The organism is Pseudomonas sp. TE3899, from assembly GCF_056279105.1.
Window position 1 is genome coordinate 1,722,912 of the sequence record NZ_JBWBQR010000001.1, and the last position, 24,347, is coordinate 1,747,258.

Here is a 24,347-nt window from a genome sequence, read left to right on the forward strand (position 1 = left end):
CGCTCCTACTCCTTGACCGCTTTAATCAAATGACTTTCGTCGATGGGTTGCGCCACCTTCCGATACAACTCCGGCTCCCACCCCTGCGCCGTGGTATCGCGCATTAGCCGTGCAACGTTGGCGTACAGGTCGTCCGCCAGCCATGCCAACCCACGCGAGGCCAGCAGGTCGGCGGCAATCACCGTGGCGTAGCTGCGCTGGCGCGGTGCGTCATGGTTGGCGTGCAGATCCTGCAGGCGCAGCAGCACCACTTCGACGCCTTCGGTATTGAGTTGGGTGGTCAGCTCATCGCGCAGGGCTGCGTATTCCTGCACCGGGCTGCCGGTGGTTTGCGCCTGATCGGCACCGGTGATCCATGCCTGGGTTTGTGTATCAACGAACGGCGTGCCGTCGCTGAAACACAACTCCAACAGGGCCGGCAGGCGGCAGACGAAACGTTCGCAGGTCTGGCGGATGGCAGCGGCCACTTCCTCCATTGCCAGGCGCGAGGCGACCTGGGCGGCCAGGTAGCTGCCGCGCAACCAGTACGGTGAAGCGCAGACGCTTTTTTCGAGACGCAGCAGCAGGTTCGGGTCCAGCGCATTGTGGTTCAGCGCGTCCTGATAGCCGTCGACGATATCCTTGGGCACGGCGGTCAATTCAGTGCGACGGTCGCGGGTGATGGGAGGCGCTGTGCGCAAATGTGACCACAGGCCGAAGCGTCGCAATTGATAGCCGGTGGGGTCGTAGGGATCCTGCTGATTGATCTGCTCGGCCATGCTCAACACGGCGCGGCGTTGTTCACGCTCATTGCCCGGCGCCTGTGGTTTGGGGCTGGTGAAAAACGCTGAATCCAGAACGCTGCCAGAGGTGACTGCACGGGTGGTTTCGGTCGCAACAACCGGCTCGCTGTATTTACCCAACTGTCGTTGCAGTGCATCCAACGGGGCGGGATCGAACCTGGCGTTTTCCACGCATCGTTGCAGGGTAGCCACGGCCAATTCCGCAGCCGCTTGGCAAGCCGGGGTAAAGCTACTGCGATCCAGAGACGGCAACTCCTGCCCCAGGTTCTCCAACAGGCGCTGCACCTGCTGACGCTTGTTCAGATAGCCCGTCGGGCCGGGCTTGGGGTGGGCACTGTCCCAATACAGTTCGACCATACCGGCCACCAAACCCAACGCATCCGCCCAGCGTGCCCATTGCCGGGTGCGCAGCCACACCACTTGCAGATGACCGAGGATGCGCCAGTGCTTGCACTGAGTGGCCAGGTATTCGCGGGAGGCTTCGTCGATATACGGCCAATCGATATCGCTTTCACGCAGGCCGCCGAGCTTGACCATTTCCTGATCAATGGCCTGATAGGTTTCATCCTCCACATCGAAATGGCCGGCGAGTTGCTCTGGGTCAATAGGTGTCAGCAGCAGCTTGACACTGTCCGCCGGCACGTCGATCACCAGCGACATACTTGGCGCTCCTGCTCGATCAGTTCGCCCAGCCCTTCAGCGTCAAACACCAGGCCGTGCAGCCGTGGGTAATCGCTCTCCAGTCGCAGTCGCTGGCCGCCGCCCATGTTGCGCAACAAGGCAATGGCCTGTAGCCCACGTCCGGCATCCACTACCAGGCCTGCATCGTCCAGCACTTGCCACTGATAGGCCTCGGAAACCGGGCGCTCGTCCTTGAACAGCTGAATGCGAATCTTGTTGGGCTTGGCCGGCTCATCCAGCACCAGTTGCAGGCGAGAGATTTTCGATTCGCAACTGATGGCCAGATAGGGCCGAGGCGGCAACGCCCCCAAGGCCGGGGCTGAGATCACTAGCCGTTGTTGCTGGTCGTTGTCCGGTTCTGGAAACGACGACAGCAGGAAACGCTGATCCTCGGGTGGGCGCTTGAGTTCATTGCGTTGCACCAGATCGACAATTGGCAGGACACTGCCAAGGGCGCGTGGCGCCGCTGGTGCGTGATGGATGGGCGTACCCGCGGCCAAATCAAAACACTCCAGGCGCTTCAAGGGCGAGACGATGGAAGGGCAATCTTGTGTCGCCGCCTGCACATCCATTACGGCCAAGACCGCCACACAAAGGCCCCACTTCCATCCTCGCCATCCGTCGCGCATCAACGCCTCCTGATAGGCCACCTTAAACTTTCGAACTAACGCCATTCAGCTTTAAGCTCAACTAATTAACTTTCAGAGCTTCACCGCAGTTCAATGGACAGGCAAGTAAAAGACGAACGACATGACGTTAAACCAGAATAAAAAGAGACTTCCTTCAGACGCATCCACAACAAGCGTAGGAAAAATAACAGCATTTTTTTAAGCGCAATTTCCTACATCTAAAACTCACGAATCGCGTCGACATCGTCCTACATGACAAATGTTGCAACAGCTGTTTCTAATACGCCGACCTTACGAAAAGGATTCTTCCCATGTCGAAAACTCACGGCTCTGTCGCGCCCAAAGAACGCATCAACATCAAGTACGTCCCGGCAACGGGCGACCAACAAGCTGAAGTAGAGCTCCCCCTGAAACTGTTGGTTACGGGTGACTTCAAAGGCCACGGCGAAATTACCGCCCTGGAAGACCGACAGTCCATTCGCATCGACAAAGACACTTTCAACGAAGTACTGACCAAAGCCGAAGTTACCTTGGACATGGCAGTACCGTCCGTTCTGAACAACGACCACGACACCGATCTGAATGTGCAGCTTCAATTCAAAAGCATCAATGACTTCGGCCCCGACGCCGTTGCCCGGCAAGTACCTGAATTGAACAAGTTGCTGGAACTTCGGGAAGCCCTGGTTGCGCTCAAAGGCCCTATGGGCAACGTCCCGGCCTTTCGCAAACATCTGCAAAACCTGCTGACCGATGAAACCGCCCGCCAACGCCTGGCCAGCGAGCTGAATCTGGTGCTCGACGCGCCAAACAACTGACTTGAACGCCCTTCTCAACGGAGTACTCCCCATGCCTATGGAAAGCGCCGCCGCCCAAGTGTTGGTGGCTGACGAACAGCCGTCGCTACTTGATCAACTGCTGGCCAACACCACCATGCGCCCATCTCAGGAAGGCTACGCGGTAGCTCGCCAAGGCGTGGCTGCGTTCATCAGCGAGATCCTGCAAAGCGGCGATCACCAGCAGCCGGTCAACAAACATCGGGTCGACCAGATGATCGCCGAGATCGACCGCGCTCTTAGCAAACAGATGGACGTGATTCTGCATCAACCGCAGTTCCAGCAACTGGAGTCATCGTGGCGTGGGCTGAAGCTGCTGGTGGATCGCACGGATTTTCGCGAAAACATCAAGCTGGAAATGCTGCATGTCACCAAAGAAGAGCTGCTGGACGACTTCGACAACGCCGGCGACATTACCCGCAGCGGCTTGTACAAGCACGTCTACACCGCTGGCTACGGCCAGTTTGGTGGTGAGCCCGTTGGCGCCATCGTCGGCAACTACACCTTTGGCCCTAGTTCGCCAGACATCAAGTTACTCAGTTATGTGGCCTCCATCGGCGCCATGTCCCACGCGCCGTTCGTCTCGGCGGCAGGCCCAGAGTTGTTCAACCTGGAAGGTTTCCAGGGCCTGCCCGATCTCAAGGAAATCAGCGATATTTTTGACGGCCCACGCCACACCAAATGGCGCAGCCTTCGTGAATCCGAAGATGCCCGCCATCTGGCCCTGACCCTGCCGCGCTTCCTGCTGCGCACGCCGTACAGCACCGACGACAACGCCACCCGCAGCTTCGGCTATGACGAAACCGTCGACGGCAACCACGACAACTTCCTTTGGGGCAACACTGCCTTTCTGATGGCATCGCGGATCACCGAAAGTTTCGCCCGCTACCGCTGGTGTCCGAACATTATCGGCCCACAATCCGGCGGCGCAGTGGACGATCTGCCCGTGCATCTGTACGAATCCCTCGGCCAGTTGCAGGCGAAGATCCCCACCGAAGTGCTGATTTCCGACCGCAAAGAGTTTGAGCTGGCCGAAGCCGGGTTCATCCCGCTGACCATGCGCAAGGACAGCGACAACGCGGCGTTCTTCTCCGCCAACTCGGTGCAGAAGCCGAAGAACTTCCCCAAGACTCGAGAAGGCCAGGAAGCCCAGACGAACTACAAGCTCGGCACCCAGTTGCCGTACCTGTTTATCGTCAATCGCCTGGCCCATTACATCAAGGTGCTGCAACGCGAACAGATCGGCAGCTGGAAGGAACGCCAGGACCTGGAGCGCGAGCTGAACATGTGGCTCAAGCAGTACATCGCCGATCAGGAGAACCCGTCGACCGACGTGCGCAGCCGTCGCCCTTTGCGTGCCGCGAAAATTGAAGTTCAGGACGTGGACGGCAATCCGGGTTGGTACCAGGTGTCCTTGGCGGTACGTCCGCACTTCAAGTACATGGGCGCCAACTTCGAGATCTCATTGGTTGGTCGGCTGGACACTCAATAAGTGGGCGGCAGCCTGTTCGAACGCCTCGAACCCGACGCACCGCGCTACCGCCCAAGCAGCGCGGATGAGCAGGCGCGCCAGCGTGTCGAGGCGATCAAACGCCACCTGGAACAGGTGCTCAACTCACGTCAGGGCTGCTCGCAAAGCAGCCCTGAACTGGGCCTGCGCGACTTCAACGGGGTCACCCAGGCCAGCAGTGATCTGGTGGTCGCCATCAGCACCGACATCCGGCGCTCGGTGGAGGCCTTTGAACCGCGCATCCAGGTGACGGGCGTGCGCTATCAACCCAACCCGGACTTGCCGCTGGAACTGAACTTTCGCCTGGATTGCCAGGTGCGGGTCAACCACAAGGAAGAACAGGTGCAGATCGAAGTGGCCATGCATGGCCGCGACGGCTACACCCGCGTGAAATGAGGATGCGATGGACTTGAAACAACGCTTTGCCGAGGAGTTGCGCTACCTGCGCGAACTCGGCCGCGAGTTTGCCGAGGACAACCCGCAGCTGGCGCTATTTCTCGGCGATCAGGCCGGCGACCCGGACGTGGAGCGGCTGCTGGAGGGCTTTGCCTTCCTCACCGCCAAGTTGGGGATGAAGATCGACGACGACTTGCCGGAGCTGACCCATCCGCTATTGCAGATGCTCTGGCCCAACTACCTGCGCTCCCTGCCCAGCGCGACCATCATCCGTTTTGCACCGCTGCCCGATGCAATCAGCCAACGGCAGGTGATTCCCAAGGGCACGCCACTGTTTGCCAAACCGGTGAACGGTATCTCCTGCCAGTTTCGCACCTGCACTGACGTCAACCTGTACCCGCTGGCCTTGCAGGAAGTCAGCGACGCCCACAGCCGTGAAGCGTCGGTGATGCGCATCGACCTCAAGGTGTTGACCGAGCAACCCCTCACCAGCATGGCCTGCGACCAGCTGGACTTTCACCTGGGCGGCGACAACGCCACCGCACTGACTTTGTACCTGTGGCTCGCCCATTACCTGGACAGCATCACCCTACAGATCAATGGACAAAGCCATCGTCTGTCGACCAAGGATATTGGCTTCCCTGGCTTCACCGCCGACGAGGCGTTGCTGCCCTACCCGCGCAATGTGTTCGATGGCTACCGCATCCTGCAGGAATACTTTGTATTTCCGCAGCGGTTCCATTTTTTCAGCCTGACCCGTCTGGCCCACAATTGGCCGGATATCAGTGCCACCACGCTGCGCTTCGAATTTCAGTTCACCCGGCCCATGCCGCCCGACATCCGCCTGCGCACCAGTGACCTCCACCTGTATTGCGCACCGGCAGTCAACCTGTTTCGACATGATGCCAACCCCATCGCGCTGGACGGGCGCAGCCTGGAACGGCGTATCAGCCCCAGTGGCAACTGCCCCGAAGCCTACGAAATTTTCAGTGTCGACCAGGTGGCCGGTTGGGACGCCGCGGACAAGGAGCGCAAGGGCGATCCGTTGCGGCGCTTTACCCCGTTCGAGTCGTTCCAGCATGAGATCGAGCACGCGCGAGGCCGTACAGCACTGTATTTCCGCACGCATATCGAGGAGTCACACGGGCGTGAGGGCTTGCGCCATCGCATCGCCTTTGTGCGCGGCGATGAAAGCCTGTACATCGGCGAACATGAAGCGGCGTCCATCGAATTGACTTGCAGCAACCGCGACCTGCCGCAGTTGCTGGGCGTGGGAGATGTATCGCTGTCCACCGAGGTTACGCCGTCGTTCGCCACCTACACCAACCTGATTGCCCCCACTCGTAGCTACAGGCCGGTGCTGGACAGCAGCCTGCACTGGACGCTGATTTCCAACCTGTCACTGAACTACCTGTCGCTGCTGTCGGCCGAGCCGCTCAAGGCGGTGATCCGTGCCTATGACTTCGCCGCCTTGCACGACCTGCAACAGGCACGCGCCACCCGCAAACGCCTCAATGGCATCCACGAGGCCGTGACCACCCCCATCGACTGGCTGATGAAAGGCCTGCCGGTGCGCGGCTTGCAGACCCGTTTGCAACTGGACCAGAACGCCTTCCTCTGCGAGGGCGATCTGTACCTGTTCGCCAGCGTGCTTTCGCACTTCTTCGCCCTGTACGCGAGCATCAATTCCTTCCATCGCCTGGAAGTGATCAATACCACCAACAACGAGCGTTACGAATGGCCACTGTTGACCGGCAGACAACCCGTGATCTAGCCGACGTGCTGCTGGCCGACGCGCGGAACTACTCGTTTCACCGTCTGCTGGAGCATCTGCACGCTTTGCATGGCGATGACCTGGAGGCGCAGCCCTTGAGTGCGGCGGCGCGCCGCCGTGTGCGCCTGCAAAGCCATGCGGGGCTGGGCTTTCCTGCCTCCGACGTGGTCCTGGCCGCACGTGTGGAAGAGGACCGCGAAGAAGTGCGCTATCGCTTGCAGACCAGCTTCTTTGGCCTGCACGGTACCGACTCGCCCCTGCCCGGCTACTACCTCGATCGCCTGGCCTACGAACAGGCCCAGGAGCGAGGGATTCGCCCGGCGTTCATGGACTTTTTCAATCATCGTTTGCTGACCCTGCTGCACCACAGTTGGCGCAAGTACCGCTACTACATCCGCTTTCAGGCAGAAGCCAGCGACCGCTTTTCGCGCCATGTGTTTTCCCTGATCGGGTTGAATGACAACGACCTGCGCGGCGCCACGCCGCTGCCCTGGGGGCGGCTGCTGAGCTTTGCCGGGTTGATCGCCAGTCGCAGCCGTTCGCCTTCGTTGGTGTCCGGCATTGTCGAACACTGCTTCGACCTGCACGGCGTTCACATCCGTGAATTCGAGGTGCGTTCGGTGAGTTTGCCGCAGCGTCATCGCATGGTGTTGGGCAAAGCCAACGGCACCTTGGGCAGCGATTTTGTGGTGGGTGACCGCAGCATGACCCGCGCCAGCAAGTTCACCTTGGTGATTCCCAACCTGAGCCAAGCGCGCTTTCGGCAGTTCTTGCCCAGTGGTGAGCAATTTGGACGACTGCGCCAGTTGATGGATTTTTTGCTGCGCGACGTCACCGCCTACGACCTGGAACTTGGGTTGCAAGAAGAGGATGTACCGCCGTTCAACTTGCAACGCGACAGCGGCACCCACTTGGGCTGGACCAGTTTTATCGAACATCAGGAACAACGTCATCCCGCCGTGGTGCGAATTCGGGGGCGCGCATGAAGTTGACTCTGGTTATCAGCAATCCTGCGCAGTTGTTGCATGGGTATCTGCCCAGTCATCGCTTTGGCCCACGGGGTGGCAGCATCGGCAGTGCTGCAGCGGACTGGTGCCTGGAAGATCGCCACAATAGTGTGCAGCCCAACCACTGCGAAATCCGGGTTGTCGAAGGGCGCTTCTGCGTGATCGACCGCAGTGGCAGCACCTACGCCAATGGCCATGATTTGCCGTTGGGGCACAACGTTGCGGTGAGCCTGAACGATGGCGACCTGTTGCAGATTGGTGCGTATCGGGTCGCGGTGCAGCTGGGTGAACACGCCCCAGGTCAGCGTTCGCTCGATGAGCTGTTCAGCGGTCACCCGGAAGGTATGCAATCCTGGCATTTGGAGGTTTTGCCGAGCCGGCCCCTGCCCGAACCACGACCTGCCACTTGCCCCGAGTTCGAACGCCTTTGCCAACCCGTGAATTTGACGGAGCAAGGCGACCCGCTGCGAGCGATGAATGAGGTGGAACCACCAAAACCTCTGGCCGACATTTGCACGGCTGCACCCAAGAACCCCGTCAGCCTGCTCAGCAACCTGCGCCTGGGCACCTTATTGCTGGCCTGCCTCACCCTCGGCGGCTGCACCATGCTCGGCAAAGTCGGCCAAGTGATCTGGGACCCATCGATCACGGTCGGCGGCCCCGACGATCAGCCCAGCCGCTACTCCCTGAGCCTGCACGCCAGCGACCACGTTAACCCGCGCCTGATCAGCACCGGCACAGCACCGGATGAAGACGCGAGCCGCTCGCCCTACAACCTCAACGTTCAGGCGAGCAACCCGCAAGCACTGACGGACAAAGTGCAAACCCTGCTCAACCACCTTTACGAAAACGTACCCGCCCAGTCGCCGCTGACATTGGAACCCGAGCCTGTGGTGCCGATGTCACCCCTCGAAGACACGCTGTTGGGCCAATACGACGCCCAAGGCGTCAGCCTGACCACGCCATGGGGCAACCCGGCGCTGCAGCACGTCGCCACGCCGATCGCCTTCAAGGTCTTGCAACTGACCGACGACTCGCTGCTGGTCAACGCCAGCCCCCAGGCCATGGCTGAAGACATGAAAAAGACCTTGGGCAGTACCTATATCCGCGCCGACGACTACCTGCTCCTGCCCGGCCAATTCAAGTTCGTCGACCTGCGCCCTCTGGACGAGGACACCCGATTTATCGCGGTGATCGCCAACTACCACAGCACCGACGTCGGCCAGTGGAAACAGCGTCTGCGCGTCGAGCCCAAGGGCCGGCAGTACGCCGTGCTGGTCCAGTTGGACGCCGAGCAGGTCAGCCTCAAAGGGGAAACCCGATGACGTCATTTTCAGCCGCTTTTGCGCAGAGTAATTACTGATGAGTTCACGCAACCCCGTCATCTGGCATGAAGGTTTGTTTGTCAAACCCCAACACTTCCAGCAACAGACCCGCGCCGCCGAAGCCGCTGTGCACCAGCGCCTGCACAGCCTGAACGACGCCCTCTATGGCTTCAGCGAGCTGGAGTTGAACAGCGAATATTTGAGCTTCGGCAAGGTCGCCCTTACCAAGGCGTGTGGAATCATGCCCGACGGCAGTGTCTTTGATATTCCCCGTGACCTGGCGCCGCCCGCCCCACTGGAGATCGCCGACAGCAGCGCGGTCAACCAGATCGTCTACCTGGCCCTGCCGTTGCGGTCCAACGGCGCCCTCGAAGTGCGTTGGCCCGACCGCTACGGCAACAGCCGCTACATCGTCCGGCGCGAAGAAATCCGTGATACCCACAGTGATGACGGCGACCAAGTGGGCATGGACTTGGCCGTGCCCAACCTGCAACTGATGCTCGAACGCAGTGACCGCAGCGCCTTCACCGGCATCGCCATCGGCAGGATCAAAGACAAGCGCCCGGATGGCAGCCTGGTGATGGACGAGCATTTCTACCCCACCAGCCTGTCCTTGCAAGCCGTGCCGGCATTGCACCGCTACCTGGGTGAAGTGGCCGGGCTGATGCGCGAGCGGGCCAAGAACCTGGCTCAGCGTATTGGCTCACCAGGGCAGTCGGGCGTGGCCGATGTCACCGACTTCAACCTGCTGCAAACCCTCAATCGTTTGTTCCCGTTGTTCCAGCACCTGGCCCGCCAACGCCAAGTCCACCCGGAACGGCTTTACATCGCACTGGCCCAGGCCTGCGGCGAACTGGTGACCTTTACCGACGAAGGTCACCTGCCCCAGGAATACCCGGCCTACCAGCACGACAACCTGCGCGAGTCCTTCCAACTTTTGGAGCACACCCTGCGCCGCGCCCTGGGCACCGTGCTGCAACCGCGTGCGGTGTCGCTGCCGATCGTCGAGCAGCTGTACGGCGTACGCACCGCTGCGTTGAACGACAGACGCCTGCTGGACAACGCCGAATTCATCCTCGCCGTGCGGGCCGAACTGCCAGCGGAGAGCCTGCGTCAGCAACTGCCAAAGCAGATCAAGATCAGCTCCACCGAAGGCTTGGAGCAACTGGTCAGCCTGCAATTGCCGGGCATTCCACTGATGCCGCTGCCGGTGGCGCCACGGCATCTGCCGTTCCATGCCGGCTTCAGCTACTTCGAACTCGACCGCCATCACCCCACCTGGGAGAGCCTGAGCAGCGGCAGCGGGTTTGGCTTCCATATCGCGGGTGAATTCCCCGAGCTGGAGTTGCAGTTCTGGGCGATCAGGAGTGAGAAAGATGAGTGACCCCCTGAACACCCAAACCACAGCGGACGACAGCAGCCGGATCTTCAGCTATTTGCAACAGACCACAAGTAGCAAGGGAGCAGATGGGGTTGAGGAACAGACCGCGCCCAAACCCGAAACACTACTCGCAGACCCCGAATTCGACATGCGCGGCCTCGCCTGGAACCCTCTGTGCGATGCCGCCACCCCGCTGATTGGTCTGGTCATCCGCCTGCGTCGTTTGGACCGACACAACGACGTGCCCGCGCTGTACCAAAGCGTCAGCAACCAGATCACCACGATCATGGAAGAAGTCAGTCAGCTCGACTACGACCCCGGCACGCTCAAGGCCTACTCCTACAGCCTGTGCCTGTTGTTGGATGAGGTGGTCATGAGCACCTCCTGGGGCAAATCCTCAACCTGGAGTGCGCGCTCATTACTTAGCCAATTTCATGAAGAAACCTGGGGTGGCGAAAAATTCTTCACGGTGCTGACCCGCATGAGCACTGAAGCCGCCAAATACCAGCACGCGTTGGAGTTCATGTACCAATGCCTGATCTCCGGCCTCAGGGGCAAGTACGGTAACCAGGCCAAGGGCGATGACGAAATACAAAAGATCATCAACCAACTGCACAGCGTGCTTCGCCCGCTACGCGGTGAAACGCCCAAACGCCTGACCGACCCGCTGAGCAACGTCGCGCCGCGCAACTACCGGATCAAACGCGCCTGGCCGTTATGGACGCCTTGGGCATTGGCCGCCGCTGTGCTGGCCTGCGCCTACACGATCTACTCGATCCGCCTGAACGCCATCACTCAGGAAGTGCTGGTGTCCCTGGAGCGGATTCTCAACCTGTAACCGATTTTCAGCGTGCTCATCCCGAGCACCTGCAAAGCCATGGCTATGTCGGCCATAACCCGCGCCCCCACGGGTCGCTCAAACACTCACGACAAGGAGCATGTCATGCCAACACCTGCGTACATCAGCATCCACGGCCAAAACCAGGGCCATATCACCAAGGGTGCATTCACCTCTGATTCGGTGGGCAACGTCTATGTGGAAGGCCACGAGGACGAAATCCTTGCACAGGAAATCGATCATCAGATCACCACGCCCACTGACCCGCAAAGTGGCCAGCCGGCCGGTCAGCGCGTGCATAAACCGCTGACCTTCACCAGCGCCCTGAGCAAAGCCTCGCCCATGCTCTACCAGGCCCTGGCCACCGGCGAGATGCTGCCGACCGTCGAGGTCAAGTGGTTCCGTACCTCGGGCGACGGCAAGCAGGAGCACTTCTTCACCACCAAGCTTGAGGACGCCACCGTCGTCGATATCCACACCGTGCTGCCCCACTCTCAGGACAGCGACAACGCCAACTACACCCAGTTGATCAAGACCAGCCTGGCTTATCGCAAGGTCAGCTGGAGCCATGTAGTGGCCGGCACCGAAGCTTCGGATGACTGGCGTAAACCGGCTTAACCAGCAACCGGGACGTTCCGCCGTGCAGGTCGCTGCGCGGCGGAATGTTTACTCATTTGAATTGAATCAGGAGGCGCTATGCCCGCCGTCGTTCTGGTCGGACACGACCATGATTGCCCCTTGTGTGGACCGACCACCGTGGACAGTGGATCGCCGAGTTTCAACGTCAACGGCAGCGCCGTCGCCCGTGTCGGCGACACCCTCGGCTGCGGTGCTGTGATCACCAGCGGCGCGCCCTCCATGACCATCAACGGACAACCTGTAGCCCGCGTCGGCGACACCACCGACCACGATGGCGAACTGGAAAACGGTGATAGCAGTTGGTTGATCGACTGACACCCACACACTCGACTGGGAGGCTCCATGCCCCGCCAAAGCGACCTGCGTTTCACCTTTGAGCCCTTGAAGGGCGATCCCTTCGAAGTGGTCTCGTTCACCCTCGAAGAAGGTCTCTCTCAACCCTTCAAGCTTGAGCTGGAGCTGGTCAGCCACAACGCCGCCATCGACTTCAATCGCCTGCTCGACCTGGCTGCGCTGTTCACCCTCTGGCGCGGCGAGACTCCGGTGCGTTATGTCCACGGTCTGGTAAGTCTGTTCCAGCAGGGCGACACCGGCTTTCGCCGCACCCGCTACACCGCCGTGGTCGAGCCGACCCTGGCGCGTTTCGATCTGCGCTCCAACTGGCGCATCTTCCAGGGCCAGACTGTGCCCGACATCATCACTAGCGTCCTCACCGAGCAAAAGCTGACCGACCTGCGCAGCGAAATCTGCTTCGAACACCAACCCCGCGAATACTGCGTACAGGCCGGCGAAACCGACCTCGATTTCATCGCCCGCCTCGCCGCCGAGGAAGGCCTGCTCTACACCTTCGAACACCGCGCCGACGGCCACACCCTCGTCCTCACCGACCGCGTCGGCGGCCTGGGCACCATCGGCACCCACAGCGATTGCCCGGTGATTTACCAGCCCATGGGTGGCGGTGATTCCAAAGAGCCGGCCTTGAACCGCTTCCACTACACCGAGCAAGTGCGCACCGCCGTACAGGTGCAGCGCGACTACACCTTCACCCACCCGCGCTACAACCAGCAGCACACCGCCACTGGCGATCAGGACCTGAACAATCAACATAAAGATTACGAACGCTACGACTACCCTGGCCGCTACAAACGTGACATCGCCGGCAAGCCCTTCACCAAAACCCGCCTGGCCGCCCTGCGCAACGACGCCAAGCTGGCGCATCTGGAGGGGGACGATGCACGCCTGCAACCGGGGTTGGCGTTCGACCTCAACGACCACCCGCGCGAGGACTTCAATGACCGCTGGCGCACCATCGCCCTCACCCACGAAGGCAAACAGCACACCAGTCTTCAGGAAGAATCGTTTGGTAGCGGCCTCGGCACCTCTTACACGTTGAAGGCCAGCGCCATCCGCTGGACCTCCGACTGGAAAGCCCCGCTGCGCGACAAACCCTGCATCGACGGCCCGCAGATCGCCACGGTGGTCGGCCCGCCCGGTGAGGAGATCTATTGCGATGAATGGGGCCGGGTCAAGATGCAGTTCCCGTGGGATCGCGCTGATAAAAACAACGATCAGAGTTCGTGCTGGATTCGTGTGGCGCAGGGCTGGGCCGGCGCGACCTGGGGTTCGATGGCCGTACCGCGAGTCGGCCAGGAGCTGATCATCAGCTATCTGGACGGCGACCCTGACCAACCCATCGCCACGGGCCGCACTTACCGCGAGACCAACCTGCCGCCGTATGAGCTGCCCAAGCACAAAACGCGCATGACCATCAAAAGCCGAACCCATAAGGGCTCGGGCTTCAATGAACTGCGCTTTGAGGATGAACGGGGCCAGGAGGAAGTATTCATCCATGCCCAGAAAGACCAGAACACCGTGGTCAAAAACAACCAGACCCAATCGATTGGCGCGGACCGAAGCAGCCAGGTCGGCCAGGACGAAACCATCACCGTCGGCCGCACCCGCATGCGGGTGGTGAAGGCCAATGACACCTTGAAGGTGGGGGGCAGAAAGAGTGATTCAGTAGCCAACGAGTACACCGTCGAAGTGGGCAATACCTTACGCCTGAAATGCGGCAAGACGGCAATCGAGTTGCATGCCAACGGCACGCTGAACATCACTTGCGAAAACTTCAATATCACCGGGCTGAAGTCCGGCCAAATCAACACCCCCGATGGCATGCTCGACCTCAATGTGGAGGGTGGTACTGCCGCCGTTACCGCTGACGGGCGAGATGCCAGCGCGCTTCAAAACGACGCCAACGGTCATTTTCAGCAGGACTGAGACTGTTGATGAAGGACCTGTATTTCCCTAAATAAGGAACACCTGATGGCCAGATACCTGACTCAGGAACTCAATGCCGATCTCGGCGATGAGATGCCCGAAGACACAACACTGAACATGCTCCAGTTTCGCGGGCGCCAAACCACCTTGGTCATAGCTCGTAGCGTGCTACCAGACCACCAGACCTTGGATGACGCTTACACAATGCAACTGGACTTGCTGCACAAGCGGCTCACCGCGTTGACCTGCACTGACCCCGTAACCGTTTTCATTGGGAAAGACGAGCAAGTCGAAGGTCGTGAAGCTGCACTCCAGTTCACGCATGGAAATCAGCCGATGTACCAGATCCAGTTGGCCTGCCAGCTGCCTGGCCAACAACGCTTGCTGGTCCTGAACTACAGCAAACACGGCGCACTTACCGAAGCAGATATCAGCCATTGGCGCGCGATCAAAGACAGCCTGCACTTTGCCTGACCAGGCACTCAACCATTTGCATACACGCCCGTTCAGCAAGGAGCACATACAGATGGCGCAGAACGTACATGCTGCCAGGGAAGGAGACGCAATCCTTCACCCACCACTGGCTGCCGAACTGATGAGCGCAGTGGCGGAAGCAGTTGTCTACGCCGCCGCTACCGCTCTCGTTGCGGCAGCTATCGCCGGCACCGTTGTCGCGGTTGTGGGCACGGGTGGTGCGGCGGCAGTGCTTGTCCCTGTGATTGCTGGCGCACTGGTAGGCGGTGCCAGCATGATTCCCATAGGTGATAAGAGCATCGGTGAAGCCATCACCGACGGGTGTGATTCCCTCGCCAATAGTGTGTTCCCGGCTGAGCCTTTTGGGAAAATTGAAAGCGGCTCGAAAAATACCCACGTCAACGGAAAGGCCGCTGCTCGGGCCGCAGGGCGTAGCTCAGGAGGTGGCAGCGCGGACGCTGCCGAAGAAGAGGCAGAGCCGTCATTTCTGGACAATGTCGGCGCAATGGCGATGTCCGCCGCGCCCATGCTCTTACCTGTGCTCGGGCTGGGCATGGCGATCTACGATATTTTCAACCCACCGGTCACAACACCAGCAGCCCCGGGAACGGAACCAGCAGACCAGGATAAAGTCACCTGCGAACGCCATCCTCCCCTGCCTGAAGCCTATGTCGCGCAAGGGTCCGGGAAGGTGTTCATCAACGGGCAGCCCGCAGCACGAGCCGGTGACAAGACCACCTGCGATGCCACTATCGACAGCGATGCCAATGTGTCTCCGAACGTTCGCATTGGTGGTGAACCGCTGACCGTGCGGGAAATCCGCAATGGCAAAAGCAAGATCGCGCAATTCACCGGCATGGTGGCCGGCATGTTGATTTCGCGCAAAATCAAGCTTCGGCCGCGACCGAAGGGCAGTCCAAAACCGCTGCCGCGCATACGCCCGTGCAAAGGTAATCCGGTTATTGTTTCAACCGGAAGTAAAGTCCTGGGGGGTCCAGAGGATCAAGATTTCACATTGCCTGGCTTGCTTCCCATTGAATGGGCCAGAGGCTACGACAGTAACGATCTACGCAATGACGGCCTGTTCGGCATGGGCTGGAGCGTGCCCTATGAAGTGGAGATCCTGCGCGTGCCTCATCCCGAGGGCGGCGAGTTGTGGATCTATGTCGACGAAGAAGGTACCCGCCTGGAACTAGGTCGGCTAAAGGCAGGTGATGCCTTCGTCAGCGTGCTGGACGGGCTGGCGTTCTTTCAGTTGGAAGACGGGCAGACCGTGGTCGAGGACATCTACACCGGTCTTTACCAGGTCTTCCAGACCGACCCGCACAATGCGAAACGTTCACGCCTGACCAGGCTCGGTGATCGCAACCTGAATACGTTGGGGCTTCTCTACGATCAAATAGGGCGGCTGCACTACGTGTGCGACGATTTGAGCAAAACCACCGTTCGGCTGAGCTATGACACCCAGCACCCGAAACGGGTCAGCCAAGTGGCCCGACTCTACATCAAGCTTGGCGATAATCCGCAGATCGAACACACCGAAGTCCTTGCCAGCTATCGCTACACCCTAAGCGGCCAGCTGCAGGACGTGCTCGATACCACCGGCCAGGTCTTGCGTAGCTTCACCTACACGGCGCAAGGCTACCTCGACAGCCACACCCTACCCAGCGGGGCGACTCGGCAGTATCAATGGCAACGCTTCGTAGTTCCCGCACAACGTCCGCAATCAGTGCGTGCGGACGGCAGCGCCTGCAAACTTCCGCCCCTGCTCGAGCCTCAGCCTGACCACGAATGGCGAGTCATCCGCCATTGGGGCAGCGATGGCGAGGACTACCGTTTCGACTACGACCTGGAAAAAGGCGAGACGCGGGTCACCGACAGCCTCGGTCGCCAGGATCACTACTACTGGGGGCCCTTCTATGAGATCTACAAACACATCGACCCCATGGGTCACTGTTGGCAGGATGATGTGCTCAGTGGCCAACTGCTCAAGAGCATCGACCCGCAAGGCGGCGAATGGCAGTACGGCTACGACGAATTCGGCCGACTGATCGAGACCCGCGACCCACTGGGCCGCTGCGAACGGATCCGCTACACCCGCCACTGGGCGTTGCCACTGAGCGTCACCGATGGTGCTGGACGCACCCAACGCTTCGGTTACGACCGCCAGGGCAATCTACTTTGGGAACAAGACCCCCTCGGCCGAAAGACCCACTACCGGTATAACGCCCAGGGCCAGGTCGAATGCATCACCGACCCGCTGGACAAGCACAAATACCTGCGCTGGAACGCCCACGGGCAATTGCTCAGCTACCGCGACTGCTCCAACACCGAGACCCACTACCGCTATGACCGGCGTGGCCTGCTCAGCGAAACCGTCAACGCCCGCGGCGAACACACTCATTACCGCTACGACGCCCGTGGTTATCTGATCGAAAGCCTGCGCCCCGATGGACGCATCGACCGCTACGACATCGACGCCGCCGGCCAGTTGACCGCCTACACCGACCCGGCCCAGCGCATCACCCGCTTGCATTATGACCGCAGTGGCCGGCTGACCCAGCGGGTTGACGCCCTCGGCCACAGCGTCGAGTTTGGCTACGACGCCTATGGTCGCTTACAGCACCTGAGCAATGAAAACCACGAACGCTACCGCTTAGAGTGGGACACACTGGACCGCTTGTTGGCCCAGCAGGATCTGGATGGCAGCGGGCGTATTTACCAGTACAACCCGCAGGGCGAAGTCACCGGCATCTGCCATGTGCCTGCGCCGCTCGCAGAGCCCGATCTGGACGGCAAGGACAGCGCCGAACCGCACACCCCGCTGGAGTATCATTTCGAGCGTGATGCCCTTGGCCGCTTGATCTGCAAACGTACCGACGATGGCGTCACCGAGTATGCCTACGACAATGCCGACAACCTGCTGTCGATCAGTTTTATCGACAATCAGGGTGGCCAGCAGCGGCTCGACTACAGTTACGACGCCCTCGGCCAACTGCTCTGCGAGACCAATAGCGCCGGAGAACTGAAATACGCTTACGACGAACTGGGCAACCTGCAAACCCTGACCCTGCCCGACCAGCAACAACTCAAACACCTGTACTACGGCAGCGGCCACCTGCACCAGCTCAACCTCAATGGTCGGGTGATCAGCGACTTCGAGCGCGACGCATTGCACGAGGAAGTGCTGCGCACCCAAGGCGCTCTGCACACCCGCACCCGCTACGACCGCAACGGTCGCCTTAGCCAGAAGGCGCTGCATTACCAGCAGGTCGCCCGCGAGGTGCTGCCGCTGTTGCAGAAGGACTATCAGTACGACGCCAGCGATAATCTGGTGGCCGAGATACTCACTCAGACCCAACGCCCGAGCGCTAGCCGCCCGACCACGGCAGCCAATGACGACAGCCTGATTGGGCGCTTTCACGACCAGACAACAACCGGCAAGTCCTACCAAGGCAGCGCCCGCTACGGCTACAACCCGGTCGAGCAAGTCCAGAGCGTGCATCGGGGCCCGTCTATCGAGAGCCTCAATTACGACGCGGCCGGCAACCTGTTCGATGGCTATCGGGTCAACGGCCTGATCAAGCACAACCGGGTGCATGTGTACCAGGACAAGCGTTATCGCTATGACCGCTTTGGGCGACTGAGCGAGAAGCGCAGTGGCAGCAACCACGTCCAGCGTTTCGAGTATGACGCCGAGCACCGGCTGATTGGCGTGCATCAACAGAACGGCGCGCTACGCCAACACGTGGTGTTCGGCTACGACCCGCTGGGCCGGCGCATCAGCAAGCAGGTGTATCACGACAGCGCCAGCGAACCGAGTCATCGCACCCTGTTCCATTGGCAAGGCTTGCGACTGCTTGAAGAGGTACAGGATGGCCGGCCCAGCCTTTATGTCTACGCGGCCCCGAACAGCTATGAACCGCTGGCGCGCATTGACGGCAAACCCGGCAGCGAGGCGATCTTCTACTTCCACACCAACCTGGCAGGGATACCGGAACAGTTGACTGACACCGCCGGCAACACGGTGTGGCACAGCGAGTACCAGGCATGGGGCAGGACGCGGGATGAGTGGCATGATCAACAGCCGGGGCGTGAGCAAAACCTTCGCTTTCAGGGGCAGTACCTTGACCGCGAAACCGGGCTGCACTACAACACTTTCAGGTTTTTTGATCCGGATGTGGGGCGGTTCACCCAGCCGGATCCGATTGGGTTGGCGGGTGGGTTGAACCTTTATCAGTATGCGCCGAACCCGATTGGGTGGATTGATCCGTGGGGCTTAGCAAACCTGAACTCAAACACCTCAACAGGAAATTTCGGCGTCTATAAAATTGAAATAAATGGAGAACTTTACAAATACGGCAAAGCAGACTTGAATCGAGTCACACAGTCTTCTGGTCTTCCAACTCGCCTTCACCAGCAAGTCCGAGCGCACCAAAAATTACACGGAATTGAAAACGTGGCAGGCAGAGTTATTGAGATAGACCACCCCACTACAGCTGCAGCAAAAAAAGCGGAAACCGCCCGACTGGATGATCACTACAAAAAAACCAATGAGATTCCAGAAGGAAATAAAAAAAGCTACAAACCAAAATCAAATACAGGGTGCCCAATATGAATATTAGCTTTGGACAGATATATCCTGAAATCGACACTGATTTCAATCTCACAAACACCATACTCATAGAATTAAAAACCAAAATAAACAAGATCAACCAAAGCTTCCGAACTTACGAAAGCGCATTCAAGACAAGGGATTTCTCCACAATTTTTATAGTTTCAGCAACTAAAAAAAATGACACTCTTACAATTGATGGCCCCACAATTTTCAGAAAAGACAAATCCATAGAATTCGTGCTGCACATTCCATACAAAAAATTCAGTAATTTTACTGAGGAAATGGATTATGCACTTGATTTTATCGGAGAAGGGCTTCATCTAACCTTCAAAAATAATCACGCAGACACAGATGCAATTACCACCACAATCAATAATATAAAGGACCTAATCCATGCAAACCCTGATAAATATAAAAAATGGACGAAATAAATACGTATTAATCTTGAATAGTTAAACCGTAGAACGGCGTCCGCCACACTTTATTGACAGCTACGACGTCGATGCCGCCGGCCAGTTGACCGCCTACACCGATCCGGCCCAGCGCATCACCCGCTTGCGCTATGACCGCAGTGGCCGGCTGATCAAGCGGGTTGACGCCCTCGGCCATACCGTCGAATTTGGCTACGACGCCTATGGCCGCCTGCTGCACCTGAGCAATGAAAACCACTAACGCTACCGCTTCGAATGGGATGCGCTGGACCGCCTGCTGGCCCAGCAGGATCTCGACGGCAGCGGGCGTATCTACCAGTACGACCCATTGGGGAATGTCACCGGCATTCACCATATTCCTGCGCCGCTGGCCGAGCCTGAGCTGGACGGTAAGGGCAGCGCCGAACCACTTACGCCGCTGCAACATCATCCCCACGTGCGCATCGGGGGTGAACCACTGACCATGCGGGATATCCGCAATGGCAAAAGCAAGATCGCGCAATTCACCGGCATGTTGGCCGGCATGTTGATTTCGCGCAAAATCAAGCTTCGGCCGCGACCGAAAGGTAGCCCCAAACCGTGGTGGCGCATTGGGGGATGCAAGGGCAACCCTGTGTTTGTCTCAACCGGCGGCAAAATTCTTGGAGGCCCCGAAGACCTCGACTTCACCTTGCCGGGCCTGCTTCCCATCGAATGGGCCAGAGGTTACGACAGCAACGACCTGCGCCGCGACGGCCTGTTCGGCATGGGCTGGAGCGTGCCCTATGAAGTGGAAATCCTGCGCGTGCCTCATCCCGAGGGTGGCGAATTGTGGATCTATGTCGACGAAGAAGGCACCCGCCTGGAACTGGGTCGGCTAAAGGCAGGTGATGCCTTCGTCAGCGTGCTGGACGGACTGGCGTTCTTTCAACTGGAAGACGGGCAGACCGTGGTCGAGGACATCTACACCGGCCTCTACCAAGTCTTCCAGACCGACCCGCACAACCCGAAACGCTCTCGCTTGATCAAGCTGGGTGACCGTAATCTCAACACCTTGGGCTTGCTCTACGATCAAGCGGGCCGACTGCACTACATGTGCGACGATTTAAGCAAAACCACCGTTCGGCTGAGCTATGACACGCAGCACCCGAAACGGGTCAGCCAAGTGGCCCGACTCTACATCAAGCTTGGCGATAATCCGCATATCGAACACACCGAAGTCCTTGCCAGCTATCGCTACACCCTAAGCGGCCAGCTGCAGGACGTGCTCGATACCACCGGCCAGGTCTTGCGTAGCTTCACCTACACGGCGAATGGCTACCTCGACAGCCACACGCTGCCCAGTGGCGCGACTCGGCAGTATCAATGGCAACGCTTCGAAGTTCCCGCACAACGCCCTCAATCGGTGCGCGCAGACGGCGCCAACCCCCTTCTCAACCATGGCATAGCGAAACAACTGGTTGAGCCAGGTGCGGCACTTTTCTGCGGTGGTCATGGCTTTGCGCCGTTCAATCTTGCGCAGCACTTCCAGCACATGCTGGCGCGTAATCTGGACGATCGGCAGATCACCCAACCAAGGCAGGATGTCTTTGTTGAAGTGACGATCTATCTGCGACAAGGTGCTCTGACGCCCGACCTTCAGGCTCAAGCCCCTGAACGCGCGCCAGTCTGTATAAACGCTACGAAAAGAGTTTTCCGTCGAGGCACTGGCTGCCAGTCGGGCTTCGCGTCGATTTGAACGTGGATCGACGCCCTGAGCGACCAGCGCACTCGCCTCGTCCCGCGCCGTGCGCGCTTCTTTAAGGCTGACTGCCGGGTAAACACCCAGTGAAATGCGCGATTGCTTACCCAGCCAGTAGAAGCGGAAGTGCCATTGCTTGGCACCCTTGGGGCCCACGAACAGCGCAAGCCCGCCCGAGTCTTTGAGGGTGTAATTTTTACCGGAAGGTTTCGCCTGGCGAACGGCGGTATCGGTCAAGGCCATGAGTACATCTCCCGTCTCGTAGGGTCGAGGAGATGTATATCGATGCCGGACCGGGACGTTCCACCCAAAAACCACTATGCCTGCTACCCGGATTCTATGTACTCAACAATGTACTTAAAAAACGTGGCTGGGGCCGGGTTTCGGCGGATCGCACTGGAACGAAAAAAGACGCCGAAGCGTCTATTTCGCTAACCCCCAGCGTCCAGTGGACATCTGTGGATCAATATTTGGAGCGGGAAACGAGACTCGAACTCGCGACCCCGACCTTGGCAAGGTCGTGCTCTACCAACTGAGCTATTCCCGCGTCTTGGTGTGGCGCATTCTATAGAATCCAGAAGCCCCGTCAACCCTTTGATTCAAAAAAGTTTTATTTCTTTTCAACGTCGGTCTTCAGATGCGGCCAGGCAGCCCGTAGATACTGGACCATGGACCACAATGTCAGGCCTGCAGATACCAGCAACAAAGCGTAGCCGAACAGCACCCAGAACGAGAAGTCCGACGGATTGGCCAGCAGGATGACCAACGCGAGCATTTGCGCGGCGGTTTTCCATTTGCCCAGGTTCGACACTGCGACGTGAGCGCGGGCGCCGAGTTCGGCCATCCACTCTCGCAGCGCCGAGACGACAATCTCGCGACCGATAATGACCGCAGCCGGCAGCGTAAGCCACAGGTTGCCGTGTTCTTGCACCAGCAACACCAGCGCGACGGCTACCATCAATTTGTCGGCCACCGGATCGAGGAAAGCCCCGAATGGTGTGCTTTGTTCCAGGCGGCGGGCCAGGTATCCGTCGAGCCAGTCAGTGGCGGCGGCGAACGCGAAGACCGAACTGGAGGCCAGGTAGCTCCATTGGTAAGGCAGGTAAAACAGCAAAATGAAGATAGGGATGAGCAGGACGCGTAGAACGGTAATCAGATTAGGGATATTCATCGGCACAACTGGCTACGAGGTGAGTTGGCATTCTACTCGCTGTGCAGATTTGCATAAATCGACTCTGCGAGCTTTTTACTGATCCCGGGTGCTTTGGCGATCTCTTCGATGCTGGCACGAGACAGCTCCTGCAATCCACCAAAATGTTTCAACAAATCGCGCCGACGTGTCGGCCCGACACCTGCAACGCCTTCAAGCGTGGAGGTGCGGCGGGTTTTGCCCCGCCGTGCCCGGTGCCCGGTGATGGCAAAACGGTGGGCTTCGTCGCGAATCTGCTGGATCAAATGCAGCGCGGGGGAATCACCGCGCAATGTGAATTCGTGTGCAGCGTCATTCAGGTACAAGGTTTCAAAACCGGCCTTGCGCGTCGCGCCTTTGGCCACGCCCAACAGAATCAGGTCGGGCACTGCCAGTTCATTGAGCACGTCGCGGGCCATGGACAGCTGACCTTTACCGCCGTCCACCAGCAGGATGTCCGGAAGCTTGCCCTCGCCGTCCTTCAGCTTGCTGAAGCGCCGGGTCAGGGCCTGGTGCATCGCAGCATAGTCATCGCCCGGCGTCACGCCTTCGATGTTGTAACGACGGTAGTCGGACTTGATCGGGCCTTCCGGACCGAACACCACGCAGGATGCCACGGTGGCTTCACCGCTGGAGTGACTGATGTCATAGCACTCCAGGCGCTGCGGTGGTTCATCCAGGTTCAGGACCTCGGCCAGTGCGTCGAAACGGGCCGCGACGTGCTGACGATTGGCCAGTCGCGCACTCAACGCCTGCTCGGCATTAGTGACGGCCAACTGTTGCCAGCGCGCACGCGTACCGCGGACCCGGTGACTGATGGACAATTCGCGACCGCGCAACTCGTCGATGGCCGAGATCAGGACCGGGAAATCATCGTGAACCACGTTGACGATCAACTCGCTCGGTAAATCCCGTTCGGGACTGCTGATGTAGTACTGGCCCAGAAACGCCGCCATGACTTCGGAAACGTCCTCTTCAATCCCCACTTGCGGGAAGAAGTTCTTGCTGCCCAGCACCCGACCGCCACGCACGCTGATCAAATGAACACAGGCACCGCCCGGATTGATGAACGCGGCGATCACATCGATGTCGCCCGTCCCGCCTTCCATGCTTTGCTGGTCCTGGACCCGACGCAGCAATGAAATTTGATCGCGCAATTCGGCTGCGCGCTCAAATTCGAGGTTGATTGCCGCCTCCTCCATTCCAGCAGACAGCTCGTCCGTCAGTGCATTGCTGCGCCCTTCAAGGAACATCACCGAGTGACGAACGTCCTCGGCATACACTTGCGGCTCCACGAGCCCGACACACGGCGCCTTGCAGCGTTTGATCTGGTATTGCAGGCAAGGTCGCGTGCGGTTCTTGTAGTAGCTGTCTTCGCACTGACGAACGAAGAAGGTTTTTTGCAGCAGGCTCAAGCTTTCACGGATGGCGCCGGCACTGGGATAGGGACCGAAATACTTGCCCTTGGCCTTTTTCGCGCCACGGTGGATGCTCAGCCGAGGGAACTGGCCATCGGAGAGGAAGACATACGGGTAGGATTTGTCGTCGCGCAGCAGGATGTTGTAGGGCGGACGCCATTCCTTGATCAGCGTCTGCTCAAGCAACAGGGCTTCGGTTTCGTTGGACGTGATCGTGGTTTCGACCTGAGCGATACGACCCACCAGCGCAGCCGTCTTGGGTGCCAGGCCGGTTTTGCGGAAATAGCTCGCCAGGCGTTTCTTGAGATTCTTGGCCTTGCCGACGTAAAGCAGGCGCGCGTCGCTGTCGAACATGCGATAGACGCCAGGGCGCCCACTCACCGTCGACAGAAATGCACTCGGATCGAAGACTTCATTCATTT

General features: G+C 59.2%; 20 protein-coding genes, 1 tRNA gene and 1 pseudogene. 15 read left to right on the forward strand and 7 right to left on the reverse strand.

Features of this window, described 5'->3' with window-relative positions; translation table 11 throughout:
* Positions 1 to 5 precede the first annotated feature (5 nt).
* Together tssA and vasI are read right to left on the reverse strand one after the other, a co-directional pair.
* Positions 6 to 1,442, reverse strand: coding sequence for a type VI secretion system protein TssA (tssA, locus tag ACZ89E_RS07730; protein ID WP_476255275.1), 1,437 nt, complete (start codon positions 1,440 to 1,442; stop codon positions 6 to 8).
* Entirely contained in the window at positions 1,430 to 2,092 is a 663-nt protein-coding gene (gene vasI, locus ACZ89E_RS07735) for a type VI secretion system-associated protein VasI (protein WP_463257178.1), read from the reverse strand. The genes tssA and vasI overlap by 13 nt, the downstream gene beginning before the upstream one ends.
* A 311-nt stretch (positions 2,093 to 2,403) precedes the next feature.
* On the opposite strand from vasI, the gene tssB reads away from it, so the two are divergent.
* The 14 genes from tssB to ACZ89E_RS07805 all read left to right on the forward strand — a co-directional run bounded on the left by tssB (position 2,404) and on the right by ACZ89E_RS07805 (position 19,598).
* Positions 2,404 to 2,907 (forward strand): type VI secretion system contractile sheath small subunit, encoded by a 504-nt coding sequence (gene tssB / locus ACZ89E_RS07740; RefSeq protein WP_463257177.1) that lies wholly within the window; start codon positions 2,404 to 2,406, stop codon positions 2,905 to 2,907.
* Positions 2,908 to 2,944: 37 nt separating this feature from the next.
* Positions 2,945 to 4,417, forward strand: a complete 1,473-nt coding sequence (gene tssC, locus ACZ89E_RS07745) for a type VI secretion system contractile sheath large subunit (protein ID WP_476257027.1) — start codon at positions 2,945 to 2,947, stop codon at positions 4,415 to 4,417.
* Positions 4,418 to 4,831, forward strand: coding sequence for a type VI secretion system baseplate subunit TssE (gene tssE, locus ACZ89E_RS07750; RefSeq protein WP_476255276.1), 414 nt, complete (start codon positions 4,418 to 4,420; stop codon positions 4,829 to 4,831).
* A 7-nt stretch (positions 4,832 to 4,838) separates the two neighbouring features.
* A complete protein-coding gene (gene tssF / locus ACZ89E_RS07755; protein WP_476255277.1) occupies positions 4,839 to 6,605 on the forward strand; it encodes a type VI secretion system baseplate subunit TssF in 1,767 nt (588 codons plus the stop codon).
* Positions 6,569 to 7,591 (forward strand): type VI secretion system baseplate subunit TssG, encoded by a 1,023-nt coding sequence (gene tssG / locus ACZ89E_RS07760; RefSeq protein WP_476255278.1) that lies wholly within the window; start codon positions 6,569 to 6,571, stop codon positions 7,589 to 7,591. Before tssF ends, tssG begins: the two co-directional genes overlap by 37 nt.
* Entirely contained in the window at positions 7,588 to 8,937 is a 1,350-nt protein-coding gene (gene tssJ / locus ACZ89E_RS07765) for a type VI secretion system lipoprotein TssJ (protein ID WP_476255279.1), read from the forward strand. The genes tssG and tssJ overlap by 4 nt, the downstream gene beginning before the upstream one ends.
* Before the next feature lie 37 nt (positions 8,938 to 8,974).
* Positions 8,975 to 10,321, forward strand: coding sequence for a type VI secretion system baseplate subunit TssK (tssK, locus tag ACZ89E_RS07770; protein ID WP_476255280.1), 1,347 nt, complete (start codon positions 8,975 to 8,977; stop codon positions 10,319 to 10,321).
* Positions 10,314 to 11,156, forward strand: coding sequence for a type IVB secretion system protein IcmH/DotU (gene icmH / locus ACZ89E_RS07775; RefSeq protein WP_476255281.1), 843 nt, complete (start codon positions 10,314 to 10,316; stop codon positions 11,154 to 11,156). Before tssK ends, icmH begins: the two co-directional genes overlap by 8 nt.
* Before the next feature lie 105 nt (positions 11,157 to 11,261).
* Entirely contained in the window at positions 11,262 to 11,774 is a 513-nt protein-coding gene (locus ACZ89E_RS07780; RefSeq protein ID WP_476255282.1) for an Hcp family type VI secretion system effector, read from the forward strand.
* Between the two features lie 78 nt (positions 11,775 to 11,852).
* Complete coding sequence (locus ACZ89E_RS07785; protein ID WP_149661211.1) at positions 11,853 to 12,110, forward strand: PAAR domain-containing protein; 258 nt, start codon at positions 11,853 to 11,855, stop codon at positions 12,108 to 12,110.
* A gap of 27 nt (positions 12,111 to 12,137) precedes the next feature.
* Complete coding sequence (locus ACZ89E_RS07790) at positions 12,138 to 14,075, forward strand: type VI secretion system Vgr family protein (RefSeq protein WP_476255283.1); 1,938 nt, start codon at positions 12,138 to 12,140, stop codon at positions 14,073 to 14,075.
* A gap of 45 nt (positions 14,076 to 14,120) precedes the next feature.
* On the forward strand, positions 14,121 to 14,549 hold the full coding sequence (locus tag ACZ89E_RS07795) for a DcrB-related protein (protein WP_476255284.1): 429 nt from the start codon (positions 14,121 to 14,123) through the stop codon (positions 14,547 to 14,549).
* Positions 14,550 to 14,601: 52 nt separating this feature from the next.
* Complete coding sequence (locus ACZ89E_RS07800; protein WP_476255285.1) at positions 14,602 to 19,167, forward strand: RHS repeat-associated core domain-containing protein; 4,566 nt, start codon at positions 14,602 to 14,604, stop codon at positions 19,165 to 19,167.
* Positions 19,164 to 19,598 carry a hypothetical protein gene (locus tag ACZ89E_RS07805; RefSeq protein WP_476255286.1) on the forward strand — a complete coding sequence of 145 codons (435 nt, stop codon included), beginning with the start codon at positions 19,164 to 19,166 and terminating at the stop codon, positions 19,596 to 19,598. The genes ACZ89E_RS07800 and ACZ89E_RS07805 overlap by 4 nt, the downstream gene beginning before the upstream one ends.
* Positions 19,599 to 19,605: 7 nt before the next feature.
* Here ACZ89E_RS07805 and ACZ89E_RS07810 read toward each other — a convergent pair whose 3' ends face one another.
* Complete coding sequence (locus tag ACZ89E_RS07810; protein ID WP_476255287.1) at positions 19,606 to 20,100, reverse strand: hypothetical protein; 495 nt, start codon at positions 20,098 to 20,100, stop codon at positions 19,606 to 19,608.
* A 21-nt stretch (positions 20,101 to 20,121) separates the two neighbouring features.
* On the opposite strand from ACZ89E_RS07810, the pseudogene ACZ89E_RS07815 reads away from it, so the two are divergent.
* A pseudogene (locus ACZ89E_RS07815) lies at positions 20,122 to 20,430 on the forward strand (DUF6531 domain-containing protein); the annotation flags it as partial.
* A 390-nt stretch (positions 20,431 to 20,820) separates the two neighbouring features.
* On the opposite strand, the gene ACZ89E_RS07820 reads toward ACZ89E_RS07815, so the two are convergent.
* The 4 genes from ACZ89E_RS07820 to uvrC all read right to left on the reverse strand — a co-directional run bounded on the left by ACZ89E_RS07820 (position 20,821) and on the right by uvrC (position 24,345).
* Positions 20,821 to 21,561 carry a tyrosine-type recombinase/integrase gene (locus ACZ89E_RS07820; RefSeq protein ID WP_476257028.1) on the reverse strand — a complete coding sequence of 247 codons (741 nt, stop codon included), beginning with the start codon at positions 21,559 to 21,561 and terminating at the stop codon, positions 20,821 to 20,823.
* A gap of 228 nt (positions 21,562 to 21,789) precedes the next feature.
* Positions 21,790 to 21,865: transfer RNA gene (locus ACZ89E_RS07825), tRNA-Gly, on the reverse strand.
* Between the two features lie 63 nt (positions 21,866 to 21,928).
* Positions 21,929 to 22,489 (reverse strand): CDP-diacylglycerol--glycerol-3-phosphate 3-phosphatidyltransferase, encoded by a 561-nt coding sequence (pgsA, locus tag ACZ89E_RS07830; RefSeq protein WP_149661216.1) that lies wholly within the window; start codon positions 22,487 to 22,489, stop codon positions 21,929 to 21,931.
* Positions 22,490 to 22,521: 32 nt separating this feature from the next.
* Positions 22,522 to 24,345, reverse strand: a complete 1,824-nt coding sequence (gene uvrC / locus ACZ89E_RS07835; RefSeq protein WP_149661217.1) for an excinuclease ABC subunit UvrC — start codon at positions 24,343 to 24,345, stop codon at positions 22,522 to 22,524.
* Positions 24,346 to 24,347 lie beyond the last annotated feature (2 nt).

Bases quoted from the DNA above. Each gene is read 5' to 3' on its own strand.
- tssC (WP_476257027.1), top strand. From the start codon at position 2,945: ATGGAAAGCGCCGCCGCCCAAGTGTTGGTGGCTGACGAACAGCCGTCG.
- uvrC (WP_149661217.1), bottom strand. From the start codon at position 24,345: ATGAATGAAGTCTTCGATCCGAGTGCATTTCTGTCGACGGTGAGTGGG.
- tssB (WP_463257177.1), top strand. From the start codon at position 2,404: ATGTCGAAAACTCACGGCTCTGTCGCGCCCAAAGAACGCATCAACATC.
- tssG (WP_476255278.1), top strand. From the start codon at position 6,569: ATGGCCACTGTTGACCGGCAGACAACCCGTGATCTAGCCGACGTGCTG.
- icmH (WP_476255281.1), top strand. From the start codon at position 10,314: ATGAGTGACCCCCTGAACACCCAAACCACAGCGGACGACAGCAGCCGG.
- tssK (WP_476255280.1), top strand. From the start codon at position 8,975: ATGAGTTCACGCAACCCCGTCATCTGGCATGAAGGTTTGTTTGTCAAA.
- ACZ89E_RS07805 (WP_476255286.1), top strand. From the start codon at position 19,164: ATGAATATTAGCTTTGGACAGATATATCCTGAAATCGACACTGATTTC.
- tssJ (WP_476255279.1), top strand. From the start codon at position 7,588: ATGAAGTTGACTCTGGTTATCAGCAATCCTGCGCAGTTGTTGCATGGG.
- ACZ89E_RS07785 (WP_149661211.1), top strand. From the start codon at position 11,853: ATGCCCGCCGTCGTTCTGGTCGGACACGACCATGATTGCCCCTTGTGT.
- ACZ89E_RS07795 (WP_476255284.1), top strand. From the start codon at position 14,121: ATGGCCAGATACCTGACTCAGGAACTCAATGCCGATCTCGGCGATGAG.
- tssF (WP_476255277.1), top strand. From the start codon at position 4,839: ATGGACTTGAAACAACGCTTTGCCGAGGAGTTGCGCTACCTGCGCGAA.
- pgsA (WP_149661216.1), bottom strand. From the start codon at position 22,489: ATGAATATCCCTAATCTGATTACCGTTCTACGCGTCCTGCTCATCCCT.
- tssA (WP_476255275.1), bottom strand. From the start codon at position 1,442: ATGTCGCTGGTGATCGACGTGCCGGCGGACAGTGTCAAGCTGCTGCTG.
- ACZ89E_RS07790 (WP_476255283.1), top strand. From the start codon at position 12,138: ATGCCCCGCCAAAGCGACCTGCGTTTCACCTTTGAGCCCTTGAAGGGC.
- ACZ89E_RS07820 (WP_476257028.1), bottom strand. From the start codon at position 21,561: ATGGCCTTGACCGATACCGCCGTTCGCCAGGCGAAACCTTCCGGTAAA.
- vasI (WP_463257178.1), bottom strand. From the start codon at position 2,092: ATGCGCGACGGATGGCGAGGATGGAAGTGGGGCCTTTGTGTGGCGGTC.
- ACZ89E_RS07800 (WP_476255285.1), top strand. From the start codon at position 14,602: ATGGCGCAGAACGTACATGCTGCCAGGGAAGGAGACGCAATCCTTCAC.
- ACZ89E_RS07780 (WP_476255282.1), top strand. From the start codon at position 11,262: ATGCCAACACCTGCGTACATCAGCATCCACGGCCAAAACCAGGGCCAT.